Source organism: Shewanella sp. TC10 (genome assembly GCF_009663145.1).
Lineage (GTDB): Bacteria > Pseudomonadota > Gammaproteobacteria > Enterobacterales > Shewanellaceae > Shewanella.
Genome location: NZ_VKHR01000011.1, coordinates 91709 through 98188, shown reverse-complemented (window position 1 = coordinate 98188; position 6480 = coordinate 91709). Strand labels below are relative to the sequence as shown.

4 protein-coding genes are annotated in these 6480 nt (G+C 40.4%); 1 reads left to right on the top strand and 3 read right to left on the bottom strand.

Annotation, left to right across the window (positions count from 1 at the left end):
* Positions 1-168: 168 nt before the first annotated feature.
* From ilvN to FNZ24_RS05960, 3 genes are all read right to left on the bottom strand, one after another.
* Complete coding sequence (gene ilvN / locus FNZ24_RS05970; RefSeq protein WP_153913550.1) at positions 169-663, bottom strand: acetolactate synthase small subunit; 495 nt, start codon at positions 661-663, stop codon at positions 169-171.
* Entirely contained in the window at positions 663-2381 is a 1719-nt protein-coding gene (locus tag FNZ24_RS05965; RefSeq protein WP_153913549.1) for an acetolactate synthase 3 large subunit, read from the bottom strand. The genes ilvN and FNZ24_RS05965 overlap by 1 nt, the downstream gene beginning before the upstream one ends.
* Before the next feature lie 728 nt (positions 2382-3109).
* The gene (locus FNZ24_RS05960; RefSeq protein WP_153913553.1) at positions 3110-4267 is read right to left on the bottom strand and encodes a multidrug effflux MFS transporter; all 1158 of its coding nucleotides are present in this window, start codon (positions 4265-4267) and stop codon (positions 3110-3112) included.
* Positions 4268-4572: 305 nt separating this feature from the next.
* Between FNZ24_RS05960 and FNZ24_RS05955 the strand changes: the two genes are divergently transcribed.
* Complete coding sequence (locus FNZ24_RS05955) at positions 4573-6462, top strand: choice-of-anchor I family protein (RefSeq protein WP_153913548.1); 1890 nt, start codon at positions 4573-4575, stop codon at positions 6460-6462.
* Positions 6463-6480 lie beyond the last annotated feature (18 nt).

The window sequence follows — 6480 nt, the reverse complement described above, 5'->3', positions numbered from 1 at the left end:
AAAGCATCTTGAGGTAACATGGGTATAAAGGGAGCGATCGCTCCCTTTATACCCATGTTACCTCAAGATGCTTTGTCAGGCACAAGCTCGGATAACAATGCAAGGCGTAAGCTGAGGTAATTGTTATTCACTTTTCAAACCTTGTATATATGGTTCAAACAGTATTTGTTAGGCTTTCATGGCTTTATCGCCGCGAGCAAGTCCTACAACACCAGAACGAGATACTTCAATCACCTTAGTCACTTCAGCGAGCGCACTAATAAAGGCATCAATTTTGTCACTGGTTCCTGCCATTTGAATGGTGTACAAACTCGATGTCACATCAACGATTTGACCACGGAAAATATCCGCAGTGCGTTTAACTTCTTCACGCATATCGCCTTGTGCTTTTACTTTTACTAAGGCTAACTCTCGCTCAATATGCGCATTTTCAGTAATGTTAGACACTTTGAGAATATCGATTAGCTTATGCAATTGCTTTTCGATTTGCTCATGTACATTGGCTTCAGCATTCACAGTAATGTTAAGGCGCGACAGTGTGGTGTCTTCTGTTGGCGCTACCGTTAAACTTTCAATGTTGTAACCACGCTGAGAGAATAAACCGACAACACGGGATAATGCACCCGGTTGGTTTTCAAGTAATACAGAAATAATACGACGCATTAGCTTCTCTCCGTTTTGCTTAACCACATATCTTTCATTGATTCGCCACGGATCAGCATAGGGTACACATGCTCAGTCTCATCAACGCTAATATCAACAAATACCAGTTTATCTTTCATTGCTAATGCTTCTGCAAGCTTAGATTCAAGTTCGTTTGGATCGCTAATGGTCATACCAACATGGCCATAAGCTTCGGCAATTTTGGCAAAATTAGGCACTGAATCCATGTAAGAATGCGAGTGACGACCTGAGTAAATCATATCTTGCCACTGCTTCACCATGCCTAAGAAACGGTTATTTAAGTTGATGATTTTTACAGGGGTGTCATATTGAAGTGCTGTTGAAAGCTCTTGAATATTCATTTGTATCGAACCATCACCAGTGACACATACAACAGTTTCATCTGGCATTGCCATTTTCACGCCCATGGCGGCAGGTAAACCAAAGCCCATGGTGCCTAGGCCACCAGAATTTATCCAGCGACGAGGTTTATCAAATGGATAGTATAAAGCGGCAAACATTTGGTGCTGACCAACATCTGATGTGACATAAGCGTCGCCATCAGTAAGCTTGTGCAGCATTTCAATCACTTGCTGAGGCTTTATTCGATCGGTTGTTTTGTCGTAGGCTAAACTGTCACGTTCACGCCATTTATTGATATCAGCCCACCATGAATCAAGTGCTTCAGCATCATTGGTTTTTTGGGTGTCATCAAGCAGTTTTAACATGCTATCAAGAATATTTTCCGCAGAGCCAACGATAGGAATATCAACACGTACGGTTTTTGAGATCGATGCGGGATCAATATCAATGTGCAAAATGGTGGCGTTAGGGCAGTATTTTTCGACGTTATTCGTTGTCCGGTCATCAAAACGTACACCGATACCAAAAATCAGGTCGCTTTCATGCATTGCCATATTGGCTTCATATCGACCATGCATACCTAACATGCCAAGAAATTGTGGATGGCTGCCTGGGAATGCACCTAAGCCCATAAGGGTGTTAATCACTGGAATGTTTAAACGTTCTGCTAATTGTAAAACCTGCTTATCACATTCTGAAATAATTGCGCCACCACCTACATAAAGTACTGGTTTTTTAGCGGCTAATAACGCGTGTAAACCACGGCGTATTTGGCCTTTATGTCCAGACGTTGTTGGATTGTATGAACGCATATTGACTGATTCTGGGTAAATATAATCATGCAATAACTCAGGGTTCAGGCAATCTTTTGGTAAGTCGACAACCACAGGACCGGGTCTGCCTGTAGAGGCGATGAAAAAGGCTTTTTTAATGATCTCAGGAATATCGCGAGGATCTTTGACTAAAAAGCTGTGTTTAACGATTGGGCGAGAAATACCAATCATGTCACATTCTTGGAAGGCATCATTACCGATAAGGTTACTCGGAACCTGTCCTGAGAGCACAACCATTGGGATTGAGTCCATGTAGGCCGTCGCAATACCTGTAATAGCATTGGTTGCACCTGGACCTGAGGTAACTAACACGACACCGACATCACCCGTTGCGCGGGCATAACCGTCAGCCATATGGACTGCAGCTTGTTCGTGTCTTACAAGGATATGTTCTACACCTGCAATTTTATGAAGTGCATCGTAGATATCAAGAACTGAGCCACCAGGGTAGCCGAATATGTGTTTTACGCCTTCATCGATTAACGAGCGCACTATCATGCTTGCGCCGGATAATTTTTCCATTGCTAAATCCTCTTAAGTTACCGTTGTGGGTAAACAGTATCTTGTTACAACGACGGTAATCGTTCTAAAAGTAAGCCCGAATGGTAATTCGAACTCGTTTATCTTTGCAGTCGATAACCGCCTTAGATAATTGTCCTGCTATATGAGTTGTTTATACAACACCAAGTGAAACAAGATGATTTCATCATAATTAATTTTGAACTTGATACAAGAGGGTTTTAGAAATTTATTATTAAACTTGAGCGGATTTCATGAATATTTAAAATAATTAATTATTAAGTCATCAATAACCATTAAATCCATCATAAATTGCATAATATTGAATAAAGGCTATGAGTTTCTGAATGTGATGAAAACTGCAGATACGTTCTTATTGTTGTGTTTTATAACAGATTTGATAACAGTGTTGATGAGAACGGTTAAGAGAGTTTGGCGCGAGGTAGCTTAGGTTAATCGAGGGGGAAGTTTGATATAAGTTTTAGCTTCGTAGAAAAAGCACTCTTAGCAAATTCACTCAGACCAAATACATTCTGAGAAAATGTACTGAGACCATAAATGTATTGAGACCACATTAGTTCAAAGTTAAAGCGTTTAAATAATTTAAAATGTTGATAGCAGTCCACTTAATTGAGCTTAAAAGAATCCCCTTTATACAAATTGTATAAAGGGGTTAACGTATAAAGTGCTATAGCATAAAGGCAAGTATAAAGAGCTTAAGTATAAAGCAGTTAAACACTTGGCTGAGTGCGCTGAAATAGTAAACAAACCATAACCAACATTACTGATATCAACATCATGGCTGAAAAGGGCACTGCTGTTCCAGTGTAAAAGAAAGCCAATAATGGGCCTGCTAACGAGCCAAAACCAAACCTAAGTGTTCCAATAACAGCTGTTGCTGTACCCGTTTCTTTTTTAAATTTCATTAAAACGATCGCATCAGCGTTCACTGACATAATCCCAAGACAACCCATTAATGGGATAAGCATTATCACCGTGTAATGGTAACTTAGCTCGATTAAGTTAACGATAATCAGTCCAGTTGCAGACAAGGTAGCAAAAACAGTTGCCACAAATAACATTCTGTTTGATCCGTAGCGACCAACAATGCGTGAATTGACGATATTTGCCAACATTAATGCGCCGACATTGGTACTGAACAATATGGCAAATAGTGACTTATCAAGATTAAATACTTCCATATAAATGAAAGGTGATGCGGTTAAATAACAGAAAAATGCAAACGAGGTGAGTACCCCGCAAGTAATGTTAACTTTAACCCCTTGGCGAGATAACACGGTTTTATAAGATTTAAAAAATGATTGGGTACTTCGAGTATCCTTGGCTTTATCGCTGGGCATTTTAAGCTTAAACAGCACTAGCAATAGTAAGGCGATGGCATAACAACTTTGGCTTATAAATATTAATGGCCACTCCCCAAACTCTAAAATTAAGCTGCCTAAAGTTGGTGCGAGTAATGGCGCTAACATCATGATTAAACTGACATAAGACATACCTTTAGCTGTGTTCTTACCGTATACCTCTTTGATATAACCTGGCACAACCACCGTTGCGGCAGCGCCGATAAATGCTTGAACAAATCGTAGTGCGAGAAACACTTCGATACTGCTACTGAAAGAGATAAATAAGCTAATGAGAGTAAAACCACTCAAACCAAAAATGACTAACGGTCTACGTCCAAACCTATCTGCTAATGGACCAAAAGTCAGCATACCTAATGCGTAGCCTGCTAAATAAATACTTAATGACTGCTGCACTGTGGTGACATGAGCATCATAAGTTAATGCAATCGCCGACATCGCAGGCAAGTACATATCAATTGCTAATGGCGTGATAGCAACAATCGCAGCCAGCATCGGAATTAACATGGCAAGATTTGGAGAGTATTGTGCCGTAGCACCAGAATGAGTGTTAGAAGACGGGCTCACACTTACCTCAGTTATAGAAAAGAAAGCAGACAACAAGGAAAGGAATTTAAGAATATTCCATAAAAGATTTTAACATGTTTACACCACACGAAAGGGAATTAATGAAATTAAACTTGTATCAAAATCTTTACTTAACTGATTGAAAGGAATGTAACAATAGATTAACAAGAGTGTCGACTGACTGTCATTGAACTTGGTTAGCTTACTTGGAATTTTTATAACAAGTACGCAACAGGATAATGATAATGAAAACCAAAATTTTACCACTAGCAGCAGTAGTTTCGATGATGTTTTTAGCTGGCTGTGATGGCGATGATGGAACTGATGGTGTGAATGGCGTTGCCGGTATTAACGGCTCAAATGGCCTAACATCACTGCTTGCAACGAGCACTTTAGCGTCAGGCCACGCCACGTGTCCTTTTGGTGGTAAGCAAATCGATACTGGAATCGATGCTAATAGTAATGGTGTTCTTGATGATGACGAGGTGATTAGTGATCAAGCACAAATTATCTGTAATTCGTCACAAGGCGCATTATCTTTAGGTTTAGTAGGTCGTTATGAATCAGGTATTTTCGGAAAAAGCGCCGCAGAGATTGTCGATTATCATGCCGCTAGTCATCTTGCTTATGTCGTAAACGCGCAAAGTGGTATGGTCGATGCGATTGACTTATCGGCACTCAATACCGAAGCCGCTGATGATGCAGAATCAAGTACCCTCAATAACCTGAGTAAAGCATTTAGCTTAGATGTAGCAACAGATGCTGAAATGACAGGTTTAGGCAGCGTTAATAGTATTAGTATTTTTGACAACCTTTTAGCTGCAGCTGTTGAGCGTGAGGATGATGCAGGAAATGCTACTCAAGGTAATGGCATTATCGCTTTTTACCAACTTTCAGAAACTGAAGCGCCAAGTTTCATTAAAGCGGTCACTGTTGGTGCACTGCCTGATAACGTCATGTTTACTCATGATGGCACCAAGGTCATTGTTGCCAATGAAGGTGAACCAAACTCTGCATACACAGTTGACCCTGAAGGGACTGTAGCAGTGATCAATATCCTTGATAGCATGCCAGCAGATACAGCGACCTTAATTACCTTTAACGAATTTGATGCAGGTAATGCACGCCATGATGAGCTAAGTGATTTAATTAAATTAAATGGACCTGGCGCATCGGTATCACAGGATTTAGAACCTGAATATGTTGCGGTATCAAAAGATAATCAATATGCCTACGTGAGTTTGCAAGAAAACAATGCTATTGCAGTGATCAACCTTGAAGATAACTCGGTTGAAAGCATTAATGCGTTGGGTCTTAAAGATTATGGAAAAGCGGGTAACGAAATTGATGCCAGTGACAAAGATGATGCCATTAATATTGTAGCTTACGAAGGCGTTTATGGTATGTACCAACCAGATACTATCGCTAGCTATCAGTGGCATGGTCAAGACTTCATCGTAACGGCTAACGAAGGTGACGCTAGAGATTACGATGGCTTTTCTGAAGAAGAACGCGCTGAAGATTTAACTTTAGACCCAAGTCACCCTCAAATCCTAGCCGCTCAAGATGACACTCAGCTTGGTCGTTTGAAAATCACCACAAGTATGGGTGATGAAGATGGCGACGGCGATATGGATAAAATCGTATCGTATGGCGCTCGTTCATTTTCAATCTGGAGCCATGATGGTCAATTAGTATTCGATAGTGGCAGTCAGTTTGAGCGTATTACGGCTGCAATTTTAGGCGAAAACTTTAATAATCATAATGAAGAAAGCAAAGGCGATAGTCGCAGTGATGATAAAGGTCCAGAGCCAGAAGCACTTGCTATTGGCGAAATCGGTGATAAAAAGTATGCCTTTATTGGTTTAGAGCGAACGGGCGGTTTCATGGTTTACGATATTACTAATCCTTTCAACGTCAGTTTTATTGATTATGTGATTAACCGTGATTTCGACATTGATTTTGAAATTGATGGAGATGATATCACCGGCCAACCAGAGTTAGCTGGCGATCTTGGTCCTGAAGGGATGAAGTTTATCAGCGCAGAATCAAACCCTACAGGTATGCCGTTATTAGTGATTGGTAACGAAGTGAGTGGTACAACGAGTGTGTATCAACTGACTTTTAATCAATAACGAAGATTTACACTGGTT

What these genes read in the sequence shown, in the direction of transcription:
- ilvN (WP_153913550.1), bottom strand. Translation starts at nt 663, where the DNA reads ATGCGTCGTATTATTTCTGTATTACTTGAAAACCAACCGGGTGCATTA.
- FNZ24_RS05960 (WP_153913553.1), bottom strand. Translation starts at nt 4,267, where the DNA reads ATGTTAATTCCGATGCTGGCTGCGATTGTTGCTATCACGCCATTAGCA.
- FNZ24_RS05965 (WP_153913549.1), bottom strand. Translation starts at nt 2,381, where the DNA reads ATGGAAAAATTATCCGGCGCAAGCATGATAGTGCGCTCGTTAATCGAT.
- FNZ24_RS05955 (WP_153913548.1), top strand. Translation starts at nt 4,573, where the DNA reads ATGAAAACCAAAATTTTACCACTAGCAGCAGTAGTTTCGATGATGTTT.